The following is a 17,332-nucleotide window of genomic DNA, read 5'->3' on the forward strand; positions in this document are numbered from 1 at the left end:
ATGAGAATACTTCAGACGTTGGCCCTCGCCGTCGTCCTCGCCGTTTGCCTTTCGGCAACCGCGTGGGCGTCCGAGGCGCTGACTATCGATATCTACGGTCCCGGCCAGAGCCGCGTGAACCTTGCGCAGGCCGCGCCAAAAGGCCTCGACGCCGCGCCCGTTCCGGCCCTTGCTCCCACCTTCGGGCAGCTGGTGAGCCAGAACTTCTCCTTTTTGCCCTTCATCCGCGAAGTTGCGCCCACGGACGTCCTTGGCGGCGTTCAGCTTGCCGGAGTCTCCCGCAGCGGCATCGACTTTAAGCGCTTTCAGCTCAGCAAGGTTGACCTTGTCATGACCACGGGCTGGAAGCCCAATGGCCAAGGCGGCAGCCGCCTTGAGTGCCGGGTGTACGAGACCTTCACCTCCCGCCTCGTGGTGGGCAAGGCCTACTCCGGCGTTAACGAAAAGAACATCTCCCGTGTGGCGGACCTGTTTTGCGCCGCGTTTATGGAAGCCCTCACCGGGCGTGATGAGTATTTCCGTTCCATCATCGCCTTCTCCAAGACCGGCAAGGACGGCAACAGGCAGATTTGGACCGTCACCCCGCAGGGACGCGAACTGCGGCAGGTGACCTATCTGCACGGCGCCAGCATCAGTCCGGCGTGGTCCCACACGGGCCGCTATCTCGCCTTTGCCCATCACAGCGACCACGACCACACCCTCGGCATTTGGGACTCCAAGGAGAACCGCATCTTCCGGTCCAAGCTCCCCGGCACCACCATCGGCGGTACCGCGTTCAGCAAGGACGACCGGGTGGTCGTGGCCCTGACGCGCGGCAATATGGAAATCTACGAGCTGACGCGCGACCTGCGGCGCATTCATAAAACGCTGGTGCAAAACTGGTCCATCGATGTGTCGCCATGCTTCACCAAGGACTATTCCACCATGGCCTTCACCTCGGACCGTCGCGGCAACCCGCACATCTTTGTGAAGGATATGGAGTCTGGTAAAGTCACCCGCGTGACCTACGACGGCAAATACAACACCAGCCCGTCCATCAGCCCCGATGGAAAGCTAATTGTCTTTTCCCGCCGTACACCGGAAGGGCACCGCATCTTTCTGCATGACATGCAGTCCGGAAAGGAACGTCAGCTGACCTTCGGTCCCGGTAGCGATGAGGAACCCGCATTTTCCCCCGACGGGTACTTCATCTGCTTTGCATCAAACAGGTCAGGAGAGTATAAACTGTATCTTACCACGCGGCATGGTGCGCAGCCCAAACTGTTGCCCACAGGTGACGGTGCGGCAACGCATCCAGTGTTCGGCCCGAGATACGGTGAATAATGCCCGCGCCAAGGCGTTGACACCATTGTAACTCTCAAGAAATGACTTGTTCTTTTGTTGATTTTCGTATTATGGCGGGGTAGACCTGAAAAAGTCGAGGGCCGCGTGCGCCCTTCGCACCTGATGACGACGCAAAGGTTTTTCCTTTTTTAGGAGTAAAGTCCCTGAATCTGATCGAGGAGGATGTAATGAGAACGAAACTCCTGGTGGTTATGGTCATGATGGCCTTTGTTCTGGCCCTTGGCACCGGCTGTGCCAAGAAGCAGATGAGCGCAGAACCCGCACCCGCTGCAACCCAGCCCGCAGACTCCAGCTCCGCTGATGATGCACAGCGCATCAAAGAGCAGGAACTGGCTGCCGAAAAGCAGGCCATGGTGGCCGCCGAACAGGCGATCACCGGCAACAAGATCTACTTCGACTTCGACAAGTACGACCTGAAGCCCGAAGCAAAGAAACTGCTGACCGCCAAGGCCGAACTGCTGAAGAAGTACAGCTCTTGGAAGCTCCTCATTGAGGGACATTGCGATAACCGCGGCACCGAAGAATACAACCTCGCCCTCGGCGAACGCCGCGCCCGCGCCGCCTACGAATTCCTCGTAGTGCTCGGCGTGCCTTCCTCCCGCCTCAAGGTCGTTTCCTACGGCGAAGAGCGCCCCGCAGTCGACGAAAACAACGAGACCGCATGGGCCATGAACCGTCGCGACGAGTTCAAGCTCTTCAAGTAAGACGCGACAAGTACGGTAGATACGACGTTAAAAACGCCGCCGGTGAAAACCGGCGGCGTTTTTTTGTGGCCGACGTGGTCGTTACGCCTGGTTCAAGAGGTTGCCTTCGGCGACTTAAGGGGTGCGACCCCTTAAGAATCCCGAGGTTTTTGTGGCTGGAAGCCAGCCCCAAAAAAGGGTGTAGGCCATGCCGGGCGTGGGGTGAGTGGCCCGTGATGGCGTGGCAGGCGTGGGGGCGTGATTGCGGCCGTGCGGGTGCTGAGGGGCGTGGCGTATAAGGAGGATTCTTAAGGATGAAATCCTTAAGCCTGCGGAGCATAAAACGGGTGGCATGGCCGACGTGGTTGTAATGCCGGGTTCAAGAGGTTAGCTCCGCTGGTTTAAGGGCTTCGCCCTAAAAAATCCCAAGGTTTTGTGGCTGGAAGCCAGCCCCAAAAAAGGGGTGTAGGCCATGCCGGGCGTGGGGTGAGTGGCCCGTGATGGCGTGGCTGGCGTGGGGGCGTGATTGCAGCCGTGTGGGTGGTGAGGAGCGTGGCGTATAAGGAGGATTCTTAAGGATGAAATCCTTAAGCCTGCGGAGCATAAATACGCTCATCCTCAACGCCGCCACATGCCCAAATTTCCATAACCTGTGTGGCAGCGTTTTTTTCTTGCACCACACGTTCCTAAATAGTAAAGATAGTTATTAGCGACAACATGAGCGTGGGGAGGCGATTATGGCGCAGCCTGAAGAGATGTACCGTTGCCAGACGGTGAATTGCGGGTATGTGTATGACCCTGACAGGGGAGACCGGAAGGGCAAGATCCCTAAGGGAACGCAGTTTAGGGACTTGCCGGATACGTGGCGTTGCCCCATCTGTGGTGGCACCAAAAAGTGTTTTCGTCCTATGGCGGGGCCGGGAGCGGACGGCTCTACCGAATGTGAACTGCCTACTGAGCAGTAGCTGAATTTGTGTGTCCTCCTGTCCCGGTTGTTCGGGCATCACACAAAAAGCGGCCGCATCCTCTTATGGGGATGCGGCCGCTCATTTTTGATGCGTCGGTGGCGCTGTTACTTGACGCCGTGCTCGCGCAGGAAGGGCCCGTATTTTCTGTCGGTGCCCTTGATGTGCCCGGTGAGCCAATCGCGCAGGAAGTTGAGCAGATCGCTGGAGACGTCCGCCTTGCCGGCTTTGAAGTTGCGGGCGAATTCGCCCACGGTGTCGGTGAACTTCTTGTGAATGCGCTTGTGGCTTGCGGTGTCTTCGTAACCGAACTTGTCGAAGTATTTTTCCTCGTGCCCGAAGTGGTAGACGGTGTAGTCGAGCAGTTCGTCCACGATTTTCTGGGTGACCTCACGGGCGTGTCCGCGCTTCATGGCGCGGTAGAGGGCGTTGATGAGTTCGACGAGCTTCATGTGCTGCTTGTCGATTTCTGTCACGCCGACGGAGAGGTCTGAGGTCCAGTTGATGAGTACGTCGCTGGTGACGTTTTTAAGGTCGCCGATGAGGACGTTGAGCTCTTCGTTCATGCCGGTGAGCTCGTGGGCGGACTTGGCGGCGTTGATGATGCCGTCGGCGATGCGGGCGGCCACGTCGTTCACTTCGTCCACGGCGCGGTTGATTTCGACCATGGTCTGGGCCTGTTCTTCGGAGGCGGCGGCGATGGCCTGCACCATGATGTGGTTATCGTCAGCAAGCTGGGTGATGGCGGTCACGGCGGCGCCGGACTCGCGGGCGAGCTCGGCGGCGTTGTTGATGAGGGATGCGGCCTCGTCCATGCGCTCCACGTTGGCCTGTGCGGAATTTTGAATGCCGGTGATGGATTCGCCCACTTCTTTGGTGGCGGTCATGGTCTTTTCGGCGAGTTTGCGAACCTCGTCGGCGACAACGGCGAAGCCGCGGCCTGCTTCGCCGGCGCGTGCGGCCTCAATGGCGGCATTAAGGGCGAGAAGGTTGGTCTGGTCGGCAATGTCGTTAATGACGCCGATGACCTGCCCGATGCCCTGCGCCTGTTGGCCGAGGTCGTGCATGAGTTCCTTGAGGCCGTGGGTCATGCCGTCCACCTGAACGATGGCGTGCTGGGCCTGCGTCACGATGTCTGCGCCCTGACGGGCCTGCTCGCGCGTGTTTTCAACGTTGAGGGCCGTTTCCTGCGTGTTGCGGGAAATGTCCGTGACGGCGGCGGCCATCTCCACCATGGCGGTGGCGGTTTCCTGCATGCGCTCGCGCTGGGTCTTGGCGCCCTCGGCAATGGTGTCGGTCAGGTCCGTGATGTGCGCTGTGGCGGATGTGGTCTTGCTGACCATGGTGTCCAGCTTGGAGGCGACTTCGCCCATGCCTTGTTCGCGGGCTTCCTCGGCGATGCGGGAGGCCTCTGCGGCTTGGCGGATGGAATTGTCGGCTTCGCGCTGCTGGGCCTCAAGGCGCGCGGCGAGGGCTTCATATTCCTTCCGGTTTTCTTCGAGCTGGCGGATGGCTTCCTTGGCGGCGATGTCGAGGGGCTGCGGCTGGGCGCCCCTGGCCGGGCCGGCCAGCGTTTTGGCGACGGCCTCATTCATGGCGTACGCGCCCTGCGAGGCCAGCATGAAGGAGGCGGAGGCCAATACGGCGACAGCAAAGCTGACCGCGCCGACAAAGGTCATGGACGGATGCCCCAGCAGGGCGGCGAGGGCAAGGCCAAGGGCAAGCAGCACTGCCAAGGTCGTGGTCAGGGTGAAAATGTTTTTGTTCGTCATGGTATCCTCGAAAAAGTAAAACGCCGTGATGGCGGGTGATTGCACGCTCTCTGTTAGGAATAATTCCTAACAACGGCTTGCAATCTGCCAGAAACCGCACCGGGAGGCAAGGGCTAGTTCATGAGCGGGGCCACCCAGTGAACGTAGGCCCAGCGCGCGCCCCACATGCAGAGCGCGGCGTACAATCCGGCAAGAAGGTCGTCTATCATCACGCCAAAGCCGCCAGGGAGCCAGTTCTCAGCGGCTTTTACCGGCCAGGGCTTGGCGATGTCGAAAAGGCGAAACAGCATAAAGCCGAGGAGAATTTGCCACGTGGTCATAATGGGGAAGAGGGCGAAAACCATCCACTGCCCAAGCACTTCGTCGATGACCACACTGCCGGGGTCCTTACTGCCGATGACGGCTTCCGCGCGGGTTGCGACCAGCCCGCCCACAAGAAAGAGCGCGGCGAGAATAAGGCAGCGCACTGTGGGCGACAGGGGCAAAAAGATAAAGGGCGCGGCGATGACGGCGGCGGCGGAGCCCCATGTGCCGGGAGCCTTGGGCAGATGGCCGATGGGGCCGAGGGTGGCGAATGCTGTGGCAATGCTGTCGGAGCGGGAAATGTGTGTCATGAAAGCGTGTCCAAATGCATGTTGTGGAATGAATGTGTTGTTTACGCCGACGCAGTAGGAATAGCAAGGCACACTGCGGCGCTGCGAAATGATGAAAAGGCCGGGTGACTTGGGCGTCTTCGCTTCGTGCAGGCGCTGAAAAGTGGCGCGTAGGAGGCGCTTTGCCATGTGCTTGTGCTGCGCTGTGGCGGCGTGCAGGGCAAAAAGAGACGGCCCCGGCAAAAGCTGGGGCCGTTTGGCGCGTGCGGGGGCCGGCTAGCGCTCCATGGCGCGTGGCCGGATGGCGCGGATGTCCTGTAGAACGTCCACCAGATGAGCCAGCGGCATGCCCACAACATTATTGTAGGAGCCGTTGATGCTCTGCACCAAAAAGCCGCCCTTGCCCTGAATGGCGTAGCTGCCGGCCTTGTCCATGGGTTCGCCGCTGCTGGCGTAGCTGAACAGCACTTCCAGCGGTTGGGGGCCCATGGTGACCTCCGTCGCCACGGTAAAGGCGACGGGCTGAGACGCATGGGGATGAAAGACAGCGCAGCCGGACACGACGCGGTGGGTGTTGTCCACCAGCTTGGAGAGCATGAGCAGGGCCTCGTTTTGGTCCGAGGGCTTGCCCATGATTTCGCCGTCCAGCGTGACGACGGTGTCCGAGCCGATGACCACGGCGTCCGGGTAGTCCTCGGCAACGGCTTCGGCCTTGGCTATGGCCGCGCGCTGGGCGTAGTCCTCCGGCGATTCGTCCGGGGCTGGCGCGGGTTCGTTGCCGGGAGAGGGGATGATGTCGAATTCCAGACCGAGGTTTTCCAGCATTTCGCGCCGCCGGGGGGAACCGGAGGCGAGAATGATGCGTTGCGCGGCCTCGAAGGGACCGGGTTCTACGATGGGCTCAATATTCATGCGCTCGTCTTTTCCGTTGGGAGAACACGGGCCGGACGCCTCATGGAGGTGCCCGGCCCGGTTGAATCCTGATGTATTGTCGTGATGCTTAGTTGTCTGTCTGCTCAGCAGTCAGCGCGTCAAGCAGGGCTTCGTCCAAAGTCGGATGCGCCCAGATGATACGGTCTGCGTCGTCTTTCGTCCAGCCGTCATGAACGGCCAATGTTGCCGGGGTGATGAGGTGCGAGACCCCATGCCCTGCGGCGGTGACGCCGCACACGCGGCCATTATGCCAGCAGACCTTGATGAACCCCTGCACGGCGGCGTGCGCCTGCGCGATGGGGTTGGCCGCCAGCATGGCGCGCGAGACGCGCACCGTCATGCCTTTGGCCTTGGCGTCCTCGGGCATAAGGCCGACGCGGAAGCTCTCGGGCGCGCCGTAGACGCACCACGGAACCGGGCCGGACTCGTAGGGCGTCTTGGCGGTGCCTGCGGCGTGAAGCGCGGCGTAGCGGCCCTGATGCGAGGCGGTGTGCGCTAGCATGGCCATGCCGTTCACGTCGCCAACGGCGTAGACGTGTGCCGCACAACGCAGGTGCTCGTCAACCGGCAGAAAGCCTTTGGCATCCGGAGTGACGCCAAGGGCCGGCAGGTTCAGCCCGTCCGTCACAGGACCGCGCCCGGTGGCAACAAGGGCGACGTCCGCCGTGATGGTGTCGCCGGAGTCCAGCGTCAGCAGCGCGTGGTCGTCCTCGGTGACGAGGCTGGCGACGCGCTGGCCGGTGCGGATTTTCCACTTGGCGCGCTTGCACTGGCCGGCAAGGAGCTTGCTGACCTCGGGGTCCTCCCACGGGGCGATGCGGTCCATGGCCTCGACGACGGTGATGCGCGAGCCAAGGCGCGAGAACACGCGGCCAAGCTCCAGCCCGATGACGCCGCCGCCTACGATAAGCAGGTGCTCCGGCACGTCCGTCAGGTCCAGCAGGGCGTCGGAATTGAGCACCCTGTCGCCGTCGGGCTGCATGCCGGGGAAGGCCGTTGGCGTGCTGCCGGTGGCAATGACGCAGGCGCTGTATTCAATGGTTGTGGCTTCGTCGCCGTCAATGGCAATGGTGCCGGGCGCGGTAAAGCGCGCGTGCCCGCGCAGTAGTGTGATGCCAAGGCCCGCCAGCTTCTTTTCCATGCCCGTTCGGCTTCCGGCAAGGAGCTTGCCCTTGCGGTCCTGCAGTGCGGGGAGGTTGAAGCTGATGTCGCCGGAGGCCACCTTCATCTTGGCCTGCGCGGCGAGGTCGCTGGCGCATTCCGTGGCGCCGAGGAAGAGCTTGGTGGGGATGCAGCCTCTGTTGAGGCAGGTGCCGCCAAGCTCGCCGCGTTCGATGACGGCAACGGATTGCCCGCGCCGCGCGGCTTCCTCTGCGCTGGCAAAGCCGCCGGGACCGGCGCCGATGACGACAAGGTCGTACCGGACGAGATGGCTAGGCGTCATCGGTCAACACCATTTGGCGCGCGGCCTTGGTTTCGTCCAAACGGGAGACGGGCAGCGTGGTGGGTGCGGCCTTCACCGCGTCCGGGTCTGTCCGGGCGGTGCGCAGAATGTCGATGAGGGCGTCGGCGAAGTCGTCCAAGGTGGACTTGGCTTCGGTCTCCGTCGGCTCAATCATCAGGCACTCGGGCACGATGAGCGGGAAGTACACCGTGGGCGCGTGGTAGCCTTTGTCGAGCAGAGCCTTGCCTACGTCCAGCGCGCGGACGCCGCCAAGATCGTCCCCGGTGACCGAGGCCACGAACTCATGCATGCAGATGCGGTTGTGCGGAACGTGCAGGTCCTTCTCAAGGCGTTTGCGCAGGTAGTTTGCCGCCAAGACGGCATTTTCGCTGACGCGGATAAGCCCCTTGCGGCCAAGGCGCACGATGTAGGAATACGCTTTGAGATAGACGCCGAAGTTGCCGTAAAACGGGGCCATGTAGCCGATGCTCTTCGGGTGGTCGTAGTCGAGGACAAAGCGGCCGTCCTCCAGCTTCTTTACGCGGGAGACGGGCAGGAAGGGCCGCAGGCGCTCGCAGACGCCAACCGGACCGGAACCCGGTCCGCCGCCGCCATGGGGCGTGCCGAAGGTCTTGTGCAGGTTCAGGTGCACCACGTCAAAGCCTGCATCGCCAACGCGCATTTTGCCGAGGATGGCGTTCATGTTTGCGCCGTCGTAGTAGAGTAGGGCGTCCACGCCGTGGACCATTTCCACAATCTCGGGCAGGTGCTGCTCAAACAGCCCAAGGGTGTTGGGGCAGGTGAGCATGACGGCGGCGACGTCGTCGTCCAGCGCCTCGCGCAGGGCCTCGGGGTCCACCATGCCGTCCTTGGACTCAATGGAGACGATGTCGAACCCGGCGAGGTGGGCGGAAGCGGGATTGGTGCCGTGGGCGGAGTCCGGGACGATGACCTTGGACTTCTGGTTGCCCTTGTCGGCGTGGTAGGCCGCAATGAGCATGGCGCCCGTCAGTTCGCCGTGCGCGCCCGCCATGGGGTGCAGGGTGTAGGCGGCCATGCCTGTGGTTTCGCAGAGCAGGTTTTCCAGCTCATGCATGACTTCCAGCGCGCCTTGGGTGAAGTGTCCTGCGCCCTTCAGTTGGGCCATCAGCGGGTGCAGACGGGTGAAGCCGGGCAGGGTGGCGGCCTGTTCCATGAACTTAGGGTTGTACTTCATGGTGCAGGAGCCAAGGGGATAGAACGTGCTGTCGACGCCGTAGTTGAGGTGAGACAGGCGCGTAAAGTGGCGCACCACGTCCAATTCGCCAAGTTCGGGCAGGTTGGCCGGGGTGGAGCGGCGCATGCCTTCGGGCAGAAAGTCCGCCGTGCAGCAGTCCGGCTTGGAGATGCACACGCCCCGGCGGCCGGGGGTGGACTGGGCAAACATGGTTTTCATCGCAGCAGGCCTCCCATCATCTCGGCAAGGATGCCCACATCCTCGCTGGTATGCTTTTCTGTACAGGCCACCAGCAGGCAGTCCTCAAGGCCATCGTAGTAGCGGCCAAGGGGGAAGCCCGGCACGTAGCCGCGCTCCGTCAGGCGGTCCACCACCTCATAGGCGGGAACGGGCAGGCGGATGGCGAACTCGTTGCAGAAGGGGGCGTCCGACAGCATCTGTACGCCGGGCAGGGCGGTGAGGCGCAGGGCGGCCTCGTGCGCGGTGTGCGAGGCCTTGAGGGCCACGCGCTCCATGCCGCAGGGGCCAAGCAGGCTCATGTAGGCCAGCGCGCGCAGGGCGCACAGGGACTGGTTGGAGCAGATGTTGGAGGTCGCCTTCTGCCGCCGGATGTGCTGCTCGCGCGCTTGCAGGGTCAGCACATAGCCGGTGCGGCCTTCCGTGTCTGTGGTGCGTCCGGCGATGCGGCCGGGCATTTGGCGGACCATCTTCTTGGTGCAGGTCATGATGCCAAGGTACGGGCCGCCAAAGGACAGCGGCATGCCCAGGCTCTGGCCCTCGGCGACGGCGATGTCCGCGCCCATCTCGCCCGGCGTCTTGAGGACGCTTTGCATGAGCGGATACATGGAGATGACGCTTTTGGCCTTCACCGAGCGGGCGTGTTCGCACAGGGCGGTGAAGTCGTTGACGTTGCCGAAGAAGTTGGGATTCTGCACCACCACGGCGGCGGTGGCGTCGTCCACGGCGTCAATGAGGGCGTCGATGTCGGTGTTGCCGTCCTTGTGGGGGACGGTGACGAGGTCCAGCTTGAGGTTGGACGTGTAGGACGCCAGCATGATGCGGTAGATGGGAGAGAGGGCCTCGCTGATGACGAGCTTGGTGCGCTTGGTGGCGCGCACGCCCATCATCATGGCCTCAAAGATGGCGGAGCCGCCGTCGTAGACCGAGGCGTTGGCGCAGTCCATGTCCAGCAGTCTGGCGATGGCTGTTTGGTATTCGAAGATGGCTTGCAGGGTGCCCTGCGAGGCTTCGGGCTGGTAGGGCGTATAGGCTGTGGCGAATTCGCCACGGTTGGTCAGGGTGTCGACGGCGGCGGGGATGTGGTGGTCATAGAACCCCGCCCCAAGAAAGCTGACGACATCCACTTTGTTTTTGGCGGCCAGACGCTCCATATGCGCCATGACTTCCATTTCACTTTTGCCTTCGGGCAGGTTGAAGCTGGCGGGTCGCAGTTGTGGCCCGATGTCGGCAAACAGCTCATCCATGGACGAAACGCCCACGGTGTCGAGCATTTGCCTTGTTTCGTCCTCGGTGTGCGGGACGTACGGCATGGTGGTGCTCCTGCGGGGGCTTGAGGCTAGTGGGAATCGGCGCTAACGACGGCTTCGTACTCCTCGGGCGTGAGCAGGCCCTCGGGCTGGGCGGAGAGGGTGATGGTGAACATCCAGCCGCTGGCGTACGGGTCTTCGTTGACCTTTTCCGGGGCGTCTTCCAGTTCCTCGTTCACGCTGGCCACGGTGCCGGCGACGGGGGCGTAGATTTCGCTGGCGGCCTTTACGGACTCCACGGAGCCGATTTCGTCCCCAACCTCAAACGATTCGCCAACTTCGGGAAGCTCCACATAGGTCAGGTCGCCAAGCTGCTCCTGCGCGAAATGGGTGATGCCGATGGTGGCGGTTTCGCCCTCTATGCGTACCCATTCGTGGGATTTGGCGTACAGCAGGTCTTTTGGAATCACGGTCGCACCTCCTTGGTGTATGGCCGGGGCCCGGCGCTGCGGCGCATGGGCCGTTCGGATGGATTGTCGTGTTGCGGCGTGGGACGCAAAACACAGCGCGTCCGAGCACACTGCGGACATATCCTTTTGCAGAAATGCGTGCAAGGGGAGAGTGTTAGAGAGATGCTAAAGAACGCTGCGCGGAAAAGGCGGGGGCGCACAGCGCGCCGAAAGAGGACGAGCCGCCGGGTGCGGCCGTCCTCTATGGTTGACAAGAGTGGTGAAGGGGACGAAAAGAACGGGCGTCCTATGCCTCCACGGCTTTGCCTTGTCCCTCCTTGAGCTGGATGGACAACCCAAGGTTGCGCATCTCGTTCAGGAGTGTTTTCTTGCGGATGGGCTTGACGAGGTAGGACGTGGCTTCGCCAAGAAAGAAGGCGTCGTGCAGTTCCTTGGTATCGTCAAGGGCGGAAATCATCACCGTCTTGATGCGGGCCTCATCGGAGATGCCGCGTTCGGTTTCGATTTCGCGGATTTCCTGAAGCGCTTCCTGCCCGTCCATGTTCGGCATGATGATGTCAAGGCAGATGAGGTCGTAGGGTTCGTCATTGTTGAGCGAACGCTTAAAGGCCTCCACCGCCTCTTCGCCATCAACGGCAACATCGCAGTATCCGTAGGGATACAGTATTTTCTGCATGAGCCGCCGGCTGTCGAAGTCGTCGTCGACTATCAGAAATCGCATCGGTTCCCCCATATGTTGTGAGTATCCTGCGTAATGTGTTCCTTAAAGGATTTTGCCGCGCGTTGCAATATTCGCCAACAGGTTGAGATGCTTGGCAAGAGGGCGTAAAGTGCATTTGCCTGCGTCCGGGAAGGCCCGTGGCGCGCGATTTTTTGCGGAGTGATAAATAATGGATTTCTTTCGTGCCATCGGCATTTCTTTTTTTCTGACCGTGGTTTTGGCCACATCGGCCATGGCGGCTGGGCCGGGCAGCGCGGTGAACCCGTGGCTGGCCTCGGCTGTACGCATAGGGGCCATGGTGCTGACCTTTGCCGGCATCATCTTCTTTTTGCGGTATCTGTACGGCCCGAAAGGAAAATTCCGGCCGAAGGAATTTGGCACGGAGCATATAGACGAGCGCCGTCAGCGCAAGGCCGCCCTAGCGGACCTGCGGCGCGACGTGGCAAAGGGGCGGATATCGAAAGACGAATATGCCGCCGAGCGAGAGAGGATTGAACGCGCATGAAGACTTTTGACATAACGCCGCACCTTGCCTTTTTTGACGAGTATGTGCGGCGGTTTCGTGGCAACAGCGACGAGGACAGGGAAAATGTGGACCTGAAGCGGGACCACAGCCTGCGTGTGCTGGATGAAGCCCGTATGATTACCGCCAGCCTCAGCGGCGACGGCAACATGACGGCCGAGCTGATGCATCTGGTGCATCTGGCCGCGCTGTATCACGACCTTGGGCGCTTTCCGCAGTATGCGCGCTGGCGCACCTTTGACGACAGCGTGTCCGAGAATCACGGCCGCCTTGGCCTCAAGGCCCTGCGTGAGGAAGGCGTGATTGCGGACCTGCCCGAGGCCCAGCGCAAGCTGGTGCAGACCGTGGTCTGCCTGCATAACCGCCGTTTTATGCCGCGCGGGCTGCCTGCGGACGTGGACACCGCCCTGCGGGTGGTGCGCGACGCGGACAAGCTGGACATCATCCGTGTGGTGCTGTCCTACTTCAGCCCGGACGCGCATGAAAACTCTGTGGTGACCCTTGGCCTTGTGGATGATCCGGCTTCGTATACGCCGGTTCTGCTGGAGCGCCTCGCCTCCCACAAGCAGGCCAAGTACACGGAGATGCAGTATTTCAACGACTTCCGGCTCATGCTCATGAGCTGGACCTATGATTTGAACTTCGCCGCCAGCAAGATGGCGGTTCTGGAGCGCGGGTTCTTTGATGCATTGGCGCAGGGCTTGCCGGACAAGCCGGAACTGCGCGATGCGGTCCGCCGTGTCCGGCGCGACCTGGAGGCCCGTCCCGCCTGCTCCGCCTAGCGTTTTGCTCAGGCACTGCATGCGACAAGCGCCCCGATACGGCATGGCCGTGGCGGGGCGCTTTGCGTCTGGTGGGGGCGGGGCGGTGTTAGGGTGTTAACAGTTCCGAAACACGTTCCACATAGGCGTCGATGTGCTCCATGACGTGCTCCGGCACGTCCGCAAAGCGGATGCCGATGTCCGTGCCCGCCGCACTGCGGGAGATGCGCCGCACGCAGCCCGTGAGCAGGTTGCCGGGACCGGTGGCCAGAAAGATGGCGCTTTCAATGCCCACTTCGTCGTTGATATCAACGGCATGGTCCGAGCCGGTGAGGCTGATGCGGCAGCCGCCGGTGCTGATGTCCGTGATGACGGTGTCCATCAACTCGCCCCGTAGCCAGACCGAAGCGGGGAAGGAGCATTCCACCCTATGGCGTTGGCGCAGATTGTGGGATTCCACAGATGTTGGAAAGTCGAGAAACAGCAGTCGTTGGGGCTTGGCGATGCGCCCTTGCACTGCGGTGACAAAGCCCCAGACGTTGCCGTCCTTGATGTAGCGGACCACCACGGTGTTGCCGGTGTAGGTGTGGTCGTACACATCCGGGTGCGTGGCGGACGGGGGCATATGCACGATGAAGCAGCGTCCTCTGTCCTGCCCGATGTAGTGGGTGGGTATGCGTTTGCCGAGGCCTGCCGCGTCGAGCACAAGGCGTGTTCCGGGACGCAGGTGGTACAGGCTGCCCGGAATGCTGCTGGACCGTGGTTGTGTGGCGGAAGCGTGTGTCTGTGTCATGGTTCCTGTTGCATGGTTGAGTCTGCGAATATGGAAGCGTGTGGCATAGGCGGCCATGAGGGACAATAGGATTTTCGCCTAAAGAGGTGGGGATTTCTCACAGGAGCGACAAGGTTCTTTTTTGGCGGGAAATGGGATACCGTTTTTTTCAGGCACGGCAATGAACTTCGACCATCATATGCAAGAGAGACTGGCGTGACTGCGGAAGCTGAACAGACTGTCGACATCACGGAAATGCCCCTTGAGGGAATTGCCGCCTATTGGCTGTCCCTCAAAAAGATTATGGGAACCAAGGTCACGGCCAAGGCCGCGCAGGAGGAAGCCGAGCGCACCGAAGAGCCGTACATCAAATATTTACTTGAGACGGCCTTCACCGGCCTGACGGACGAGCAATTCCGGCGCGTGTGCGTCATCCGCGCGCAGACGTCCCTTGATGGACTGCGCCAGCGCCTTGGCCTCATGCGCGAGGCGCACCTGTCCATGGCGGCGGGGGAGAATCCGCGCAAGTCGCTGGTGCGCATGGCCGCGTGCTTTCCCTGCCAGCACATGCCGGAGGAAAAAATCACCCGCATGGCGCTGGAGATGGTCAAAAAGGCGCGTTCGGGCAACACGCAGGACTATCTGGTCACCGTGGATACCCGCATGCCCGCCGATCAGTTGCTGGTCAAACTGATGTTTTACGTCATCTGGGCGCGGCACGAGGGGACAAGCACCATCGAGCCCTTTGCCGAGAGTTCCCGGTGTGTCTTCTTTCGCGAGGGATTGACCCTCGTCAGCGACGGCTTCGACCGGAGCTTTATCAAAACCTGTCTGGATGCCCGGTACGACGGCATCCTGCACGAGGCGGAACGCAAAATGGCCATGGCGGCGGAGCTTGCCACGGCCCTGCGCACGCGCTGTTCCTATGAGGACATGTTCGCGGTGGCGCAGGCGTATTTGTAGCGCGCCTCATCCCTCTTTAGCCAAACGAGATACAGCAGAGTATGCAAAGCGATAGACCTACCGGCGACGTCAGCGAGAATGGCGTCTGGAGTGCTGTGGTCCCCCGGACCATGGCCGGTGAGCGGCTGGATGTGTTTTTGTCCTCGGCCTTCAAGGACGGCGGCCTCTCGCGCAGCAAGATTCAAAGCCTTATCAAGTCCGGCAGCGCCAGCGTGGACGGCGAAGTGGCCCGCAAGCCCAAGCTCAAGCTCTCCGGCGGCGAGACCATCGCCCTTACGGTGGACCTCCCCTCGGCGGAGCTTGCGCCGGAGGATGCGCCCTTGGACGTTATCCACGCCGATGAGCACCTTGTGGTGGTCAACAAGCCGTGGGGGCTGACGGTTCATCCCGCCCCCGCGCAGCCAAGCGGCACCCTTGTGAACCGCTTGGCGCATCACTTTCCCGCCATAATGAGCATGGAGGGCGAGCGCCCCGGCGTTGTCCACCGCATCGACAAGGACACTTCTGGACTGCTGCTTGTGGCCCTTGATGAAAAGACGCGCCTTGCCCTCAGCGCCGCCTTTGCTGGGCGTGATGTGGACAAGGACTATCTTGCCATTGTCCATGGCGTGCCGCAGGACGAGTCCTCGGGCCGACAGACCGGCACCATCGACGCCCCCATCGGCCGCGACCCCAAAAGCAAGACCAAGATGGCCGTGGTGGACAAGGGCGGGCGTGAGGCGCTGTCCGAGTGGGAAGTTTTGTGGTCCAGCCCTGACGGGCAGGCCAGCCTTGTGCGGGTGCACATCTACACCGGGCGCACGCATCAGATTCGTGTGCACATGGCCCACATCGGCCATCCGCTCATGGGCGATGCCATCTACGGCGCGCGCCAGCACAAGGAGTGGCTGCGCGACTCCGGCCATGACGCATCCCTTGCTCCCCGCCAGATGCTGCATGCGTGGCGGCTTGGCTTCACGCATCCCGAGACGGAACAGGACATGCGCTTTGTGCTTGAGCCGCCCGAGGATTTCCGCCGCCTGCTGTTTACGCTGGCGCGGACCACGGTTCGCGTTGGCGTGGTGGGCATGCCCGGTTGCGGCAAGTCCGCGCTGTCGGGCTTTTTGCGTGAGGCCGGGGTGCCGGTCTTTAGCGCCGACGATGCCGTTGCCGCGCTCTACGAGCACGGCGAGGACGGCTGGACACTTGTCCGCCGCCGCTTTGGCGAGGAGTTCGCCCCGGATGGCGAGCCTGTGGCCAAGGGCCGTCTGTTTGCCGGGATGCGCCAGTCCGAGGACTTCCGGCGCGAGGTGCTCGACATTGTGCATCCCCTTGTGCAGCACCGGCTTGAGGAGTTTTGGGCGCAGCATGCGGACGCTCCCGTTGCCGTTGCCGAGGTGCCGCTTTTGGTCGAAGGCGGCTGGGACGAGCGGGGAATTGTGGATATGGTTGTTGGTGTGCATTGCCCCGAGGCCGTCCGCCGTGGCAGACTGGAAGACCGGGGCTGGGACGAGGCCACCATGGCCGCGCTGGAGGCGTGGCAGTGGTCCGAGGCTGACAAGCTGGCCCGCTGCGCCCATGTGGTGGACAACAGCGGCACCTTGGATGACCTGCACGCCGAAGCCCAGCGTCTGCTCCAGCGTATCGACGCCGACAGGCGCGCCGATGAGGAGCGCGAGCACCAGCGTATTATGGCGCTGTGGAGCGGCGATAAAGACGCCTCCGCCGGCGCGGACGCGACAGCCTCGTAGAGCACGGTTTTTGACTGCGCGTATGGACCGGGGCGGGCGGATGAGCCGCCTGTCCCCGGGCGCGCCGTGCTCCTGCCGTCCCGTGACGTTGGCTTAACACTTCGTAACGCAAGCAGGGAGGCCCTTCATGTTCCCCATTCGCGACAATATCCCCCGCGTGCACAAGCCCTACGCGGTTTGGGCGCTCATTGTCGCGAACACCATCGTCTTTGCCTTCACCATCTATATGCCCGAGCGTGAAGCCGCGCTGATGTTTCATCTGCTGGGCGTGGTGCCCTCGCGCTTTGCCGACCCCGTTCTCGCCAGCAGTTTGGGCTATCCGCCCGGCGGATTCTACGCCTTTTTTTCCTACATGTTTCTGCACGGCAGTTGGATGCATTTCATCGTCAACATGTGGACGCTGTGGATTTTTGCGGACAACATTGAGGATGTGATGGGCCCGGTGCGGTTTGTGCTCTTTTATCTGCTGTGCGGGCTGGCCGCGCTGGTGGCGCATATGTTGTTCAACCTGCATTCGCAGGTGCCCGTGGTGGGGGCCAGCGGGGCCATCGCCGGGGTGATGGGGGCGTATTTTTTGCTCTACCCTCACGCTCGCGTCATTACCGTTATTCCCATCGTCATCATTCCCTTCATTATTGAGATTCCGGCCATTGTGTACCTTGGCGTGTGGTTCTTTTCACAATTCTTTTCCGGGGTGTTTTCCGCCATTTCGCCGGAGCAGGGCGGCGGCATTGCGTGGTGGGCGCATGCCGGGGGCTTTGTGGCCGGAATGGTGCTATTGCCCGCATTTCGCATGAAGGGACGCTGCTATTTTTGCCGGATTCCCGAGGGCGACCCCGGAGCCGCGCGCTCGCGCAGGCGGCATTGAAAACGGCCGTCACCGCCCATACGAGAGTGGACATTTTTCAGATTCTGATTATGTCTTTGGGGCGCTTCGGGCTTACGTGCCGTTGCG

At 61.9% G+C, this 17,332-nt stretch carries 17 protein-coding genes; 8 read left to right on the top strand and 9 right to left on the bottom strand.

The features are described 5' to 3' along the window. The 3 genes from ACI3L3_RS06775 to ACI3L3_RS06785 all read left to right on the top strand — a co-directional run bounded on the left by ACI3L3_RS06775 (position 1) and on the right by ACI3L3_RS06785 (position 2,992). Positions 1-1,323, top strand: coding sequence for a translocation protein TolB (locus ACI3L3_RS06775; protein ID WP_404844354.1), 1,323 nt, complete (start codon positions 1-3; stop codon positions 1,321-1,323). A gap of 188 nt (positions 1,324-1,511) precedes the next feature. Then, a complete protein-coding gene (gene pal / locus ACI3L3_RS06780) occupies positions 1,512-2,048 on the top strand; it encodes a peptidoglycan-associated lipoprotein Pal (RefSeq protein ID WP_404844355.1) in 537 nt (178 codons plus the stop codon). Positions 2,049-2,764: 716 nt separating this feature from the next. Continuing rightward, positions 2,765-2,992, top strand: a complete 228-nt coding sequence (locus ACI3L3_RS06785) for a rubredoxin (protein WP_404844356.1) — start codon at positions 2,765-2,767, stop codon at positions 2,990-2,992. Between the two features lie 107 nt (positions 2,993-3,099). On the opposite strand, the gene ACI3L3_RS06790 is transcribed toward ACI3L3_RS06785, so the two are convergent. From ACI3L3_RS06790 to ACI3L3_RS06825, 8 genes are all read right to left on the bottom strand, one after another. After that, on the bottom strand, positions 3,100-4,764 hold the full coding sequence (locus ACI3L3_RS06790; RefSeq protein WP_404844357.1) for a bacteriohemerythrin: 1,665 nt from the start codon (positions 4,762-4,764) through the stop codon (positions 3,100-3,102). 113 nt (positions 4,765-4,877) lie between these two features. Further along, a complete protein-coding gene (locus ACI3L3_RS06795) occupies positions 4,878-5,378 on the bottom strand; it encodes a phosphatidylglycerophosphatase A (protein ID WP_404844358.1) in 501 nt (166 codons plus the stop codon). A gap of 255 nt (positions 5,379-5,633) precedes the next feature. Further along, complete coding sequence (locus ACI3L3_RS06800; protein WP_404844359.1) at positions 5,634-6,269, bottom strand: Maf family protein; 636 nt, start codon at positions 6,267-6,269, stop codon at positions 5,634-5,636. Positions 6,270-6,357: 88 nt separating this feature from the next. Next, positions 6,358-7,734, bottom strand: a complete 1,377-nt coding sequence (locus ACI3L3_RS06805; protein ID WP_404844360.1) for a dihydrolipoyl dehydrogenase family protein — start codon at positions 7,732-7,734, stop codon at positions 6,358-6,360. After that, positions 7,724-9,169 carry an aminomethyl-transferring glycine dehydrogenase subunit GcvPB gene (gene gcvPB / locus ACI3L3_RS06810; protein WP_404844361.1) on the bottom strand — a complete coding sequence of 482 codons (1,446 nt, stop codon included), beginning with the start codon at positions 9,167-9,169 and terminating at the stop codon, positions 7,724-7,726. The genes ACI3L3_RS06805 and gcvPB overlap by 11 nt, the downstream gene beginning before the upstream one ends. After that, positions 9,166-10,500: an aminomethyl-transferring glycine dehydrogenase subunit GcvPA gene (gcvPA, locus tag ACI3L3_RS06815; RefSeq protein ID WP_404844362.1), complete on the bottom strand. Its 1,335-nt coding sequence runs from the start codon at positions 10,498-10,500 to the stop codon at positions 9,166-9,168. Before gcvPA ends, gcvPB begins: the two co-directional genes overlap by 4 nt. Before the next feature lie 26 nt (positions 10,501-10,526). Beyond that, a complete protein-coding gene (gene gcvH, locus ACI3L3_RS06820) occupies positions 10,527-10,907 on the bottom strand; it encodes a glycine cleavage system protein GcvH (RefSeq protein WP_404844363.1) in 381 nt (126 codons plus the stop codon). A 286-nt stretch (positions 10,908-11,193) separates the two neighbouring features. Next, positions 11,194-11,628 (bottom strand): response regulator, encoded by a 435-nt coding sequence (locus ACI3L3_RS06825; RefSeq protein WP_404844364.1) that lies wholly within the window; start codon positions 11,626-11,628, stop codon positions 11,194-11,196. Between the two features lie 169 nt (positions 11,629-11,797). Here ACI3L3_RS06825 and ACI3L3_RS06830 point away from each other — a divergent pair, with 169 nt between their 5' ends. Further along, on the top strand, positions 11,798-12,133 hold the full coding sequence (locus ACI3L3_RS06830) for a hypothetical protein (RefSeq protein ID WP_404844365.1): 336 nt from the start codon (positions 11,798-11,800) through the stop codon (positions 12,131-12,133). Further along, a complete protein-coding gene (locus ACI3L3_RS06835; RefSeq protein ID WP_404844366.1) occupies positions 12,130-12,933 on the top strand; it encodes an HD domain-containing protein in 804 nt (267 codons plus the stop codon). The genes ACI3L3_RS06830 and ACI3L3_RS06835 overlap by 4 nt, the downstream gene beginning before the upstream one ends. Positions 12,934-13,021: 88 nt before the next feature. Here ACI3L3_RS06835 and ACI3L3_RS06840 read toward each other — a convergent pair whose 3' ends face one another. Beyond that, entirely contained in the window at positions 13,022-13,705 is a 684-nt protein-coding gene (locus tag ACI3L3_RS06840) for a PilZ domain-containing protein (RefSeq protein ID WP_404844367.1), read from the bottom strand. A gap of 195 nt (positions 13,706-13,900) precedes the next feature. On the opposite strand from ACI3L3_RS06840, the gene ACI3L3_RS06845 reads away from it, so the two are divergent. The 3 genes from ACI3L3_RS06845 (at position 13,901) to ACI3L3_RS06855 (ending at position 17,245) form a co-directional block, all read left to right on the top strand. Beyond that, complete coding sequence (locus ACI3L3_RS06845) at positions 13,901-14,647, top strand: hypothetical protein (RefSeq protein ID WP_404844368.1); 747 nt, start codon at positions 13,901-13,903, stop codon at positions 14,645-14,647. Between the two features lie 41 nt (positions 14,648-14,688). Then, positions 14,689-16,377, top strand: coding sequence for a dephospho-CoA kinase (coaE, locus tag ACI3L3_RS06850; RefSeq protein ID WP_404844369.1), 1,689 nt, complete (start codon positions 14,689-14,691; stop codon positions 16,375-16,377). 127 nt (positions 16,378-16,504) lie between these two features. Beyond that, on the top strand, positions 16,505-17,245 hold the full coding sequence (locus ACI3L3_RS06855; protein ID WP_404844370.1) for a rhomboid family intramembrane serine protease: 741 nt from the start codon (positions 16,505-16,507) through the stop codon (positions 17,243-17,245). The last annotated feature ends 87 nt before the right edge of the window (positions 17,246-17,332 follow it).

Source organism: Desulfobaculum sp. SPO524, from assembly GCF_044987625.1.
GTDB lineage: Bacteria > Desulfobacterota > Desulfovibrionia > Desulfovibrionales > Desulfovibrionaceae > Desulfobaculum.

Coding starts and splice junctions, on each gene's coding strand:
- ACI3L3_RS06775 (WP_404844354.1), top strand. CDS start 1: ATGAGAATACTTCAGACGTTGGCCCTCGCCGTCGTCCTCGCCGTTTGC.
- pal (WP_404844355.1), top strand. CDS start 1,512: ATGAGAACGAAACTCCTGGTGGTTATGGTCATGATGGCCTTTGTTCTG.
- ACI3L3_RS06785 (WP_404844356.1), top strand. CDS start 2,765: ATGGCGCAGCCTGAAGAGATGTACCGTTGCCAGACGGTGAATTGCGGG.
- ACI3L3_RS06790 (WP_404844357.1), bottom strand. CDS start 4,764: ATGACGAACAAAAACATTTTCACCCTGACCACGACCTTGGCAGTGCTG.
- ACI3L3_RS06795 (WP_404844358.1), bottom strand. CDS start 5,378: ATGACACACATTTCCCGCTCCGACAGCATTGCCACAGCATTCGCCACC.
- ACI3L3_RS06800 (WP_404844359.1), bottom strand. CDS start 6,269: ATGAATATTGAGCCCATCGTAGAACCCGGTCCCTTCGAGGCCGCGCAA.
- ACI3L3_RS06805 (WP_404844360.1), bottom strand. CDS start 7,734: ATGACGCCTAGCCATCTCGTCCGGTACGACCTTGTCGTCATCGGCGCC.
- gcvPB (WP_404844361.1), bottom strand. CDS start 9,169: ATGAAAACCATGTTTGCCCAGTCCACCCCCGGCCGCCGGGGCGTGTGC.
- gcvPA (WP_404844362.1), bottom strand. CDS start 10,500: ATGCCGTACGTCCCGCACACCGAGGACGAAACAAGGCAAATGCTCGAC.
- ACI3L3_RS06825 (WP_404844364.1), bottom strand. CDS start 11,628: ATGCGATTTCTGATAGTCGACGACGACTTCGACAGCCGGCGGCTCATG.
- ACI3L3_RS06830 (WP_404844365.1), top strand. CDS start 11,798: ATGGATTTCTTTCGTGCCATCGGCATTTCTTTTTTTCTGACCGTGGTT.
- ACI3L3_RS06835 (WP_404844366.1), top strand. CDS start 12,130: ATGAAGACTTTTGACATAACGCCGCACCTTGCCTTTTTTGACGAGTAT.
- ACI3L3_RS06840 (WP_404844367.1), bottom strand. CDS start 13,705: ATGACACAGACACACGCTTCCGCCACACAACCACGGTCCAGCAGCATT.
- coaE (WP_404844369.1), top strand. CDS start 14,689: ATGCAAAGCGATAGACCTACCGGCGACGTCAGCGAGAATGGCGTCTGG.
- ACI3L3_RS06855 (WP_404844370.1), top strand. CDS start 16,505: ATGTTCCCCATTCGCGACAATATCCCCCGCGTGCACAAGCCCTACGCG.